Raw genomic sequence first — 1,971 nt, forward strand, 5'->3', positions numbered from 1 at the left:
CAGCGATACAAGATTGATCGCGAATTTGCGGGAAGTGGATTGCTACAACCTGATCCTGAACGCGGAAGAGGTCAAGGCTGTTGCGCTTCTCAATCCGGACTTCGACTTTGAAGGCATCGTCGCAAAGGTCTCGGGTGAAGCGCGAAGCGGCGACTTTAGCGAAACAGAGCGCGCAGTCGCTGGTAGTTGACGCCGGCGAGACCGTCACTCTCTCCCAGTCAGAAAGCTTCGCCAGCGTCCTTAACAACGGTCGCCTGGAGCTCGCGCAAGGCGCAGTGCTTACGTCTGCCGACTTCACAAACAATGGTGTCGTCACGTCGCCAGACTCCGATCTCGAGATCCACGCCGAGAGGGTGATCTCAAACTCGGGCTCGCTCTTCTCCCCGACGAAGATTGCCCTGCGCTCGGACAACGACCTTGTCGTCCGCGGCGGCGACTTCCATGCGCCCAGCGTTGCCTTCCATTGCGAGAAGGCTCTCGATGTCTCAGCTAACAGCATCGACGGCGCGGTCAGCGTCAAAGCTGCTGCCGTGAGCGTCGGCGTTAAGTCGGGCGACCTCAACATCGCCGAGCACATCTGCCATGGTGACCCCGTCTACTGGAACGAAGGCACTGGCAGCATGACTCTGAACGACATCTCGTCATCCGGTGAGGATGTCGTCATCTGGTCGAACGGCAACGACATCTACCTCAAAGACATCGACACCACAGGTGGCACCGGCCCCGGCCGCGTTACCATCATCACCAATGCCAACGCCACCAAGCCCGGCGACGACTACCCTTACGCCTGCAGCGACTGCTCGGCGTTTATTCCCACGGGTGGCGGCGGCGGCACCGTGCACGGCCTGGATTACGTCAACGTCGTCGCCAAAGGCAGCATCGAAATTCGCGCCAACATACAGACGCCCAAGGACAGCGTGCGCCTCATCGCCGGCGACAAGATCCGTGTCGACGGCAACATCGACACCAGCACCTCCGGCAATCCCAACGGCGCCGTCGAAATACGCGCGTATAAAGACGCCGGCTCCTCCACCGAGTTCGTCATCGGCGGCAGCGCTCAGGCCAACGGCGTGAACGGCAACATCAATGCCTCCACAACCGGCGCCGGTTATGGCGGCGTCACCTTTATCTTCGTCAAGAACTATGCCGCCGGCGGCATCAAGCTCGAAGACCCGTCCGCGCTCAACGTTCAGGCTGCTACGGGCAAAGCCGGAATCATCGCCATCGACGCAACCGACGGCCCGGTGACATTCACCGGCGGCACCCTCTCAGCAGACGGTGCCAGCGGACAATCTGGCGGTAAGATCTTCGTTAACGGTGATTCCATCGTTGTCACTGGGCAGACGACCATAACCGCGTCGGACGCGGGTGGTTTTCTTAGCGAATCTGGCCACTTTGCTGAGCTGTATGCTGCCACTGTCGACTACGGCAGCAACGGACTGACCGTGAAGTCCAACGGCGGTCAAGGAGACTATCGCGGGGCTGGCATCTCGGCCAAGGGCGTATACATCTTCTCGACAATCTGGAACCCACCCAATCCTCACACCCTCGTTACAACGTTCGATCCTGACTCAATCAATCGCTCGTTGACCCTGGATGGCAGCGGAACGCTGAAGCTGGAGGCCAACACTCTGAACAACGGGCGCCGCGGCGCTGGAATCGGCGCAAAGGACGTCACATTCAACGGCAGTGGTCCGGTAATCGTGGAGTCAAACGGCAAATGGAAAGACGACTTTGAGGGCTGGGCCAGTCTCAGCGTCGCTGCCGGTCACCTCAAATTTGCCGGCGGACCCGTAACTGTCAGGGCCAACGGTTATCAGGGCTCCGACGGCGGCTACGCTTCCGTGCTCTGTGATACTTACGAGAGAACTTCCGACTCTACCGTAGACATTCATGCCGATGGCGACGGCAAAGGCAACGGAGGTTACGTCTTCTTCTGGTCGCAGGAGGAGGGCACCGATCCCATCACCT

Annotated in this window: 2 protein-coding genes; both read left to right on the forward strand. The window is 59.8% G+C overall.

Translation table 11 applies throughout. The features are described from left to right. Positions 1-190 (forward strand): hypothetical protein (locus AB1772_13395; GenBank protein ID MEW5797334.1); only part of this gene is annotated, 190 nt, incomplete at its 5' end. Next, a partial coding sequence (locus tag AB1772_13400) for a hypothetical protein (protein MEW5797335.1) occupies positions 135-1,971 on the forward strand: 1,837 nt, incomplete at its 3' end. The genes AB1772_13395 and AB1772_13400, both read left to right, overlap by 56 nt.

The organism is Candidatus Zixiibacteriota bacterium (genome assembly GCA_040752815.1).
Taxonomy (GTDB): Bacteria; Zixibacteria; MSB-5A5; order GN15; family FEB-12; genus JAGGTI01.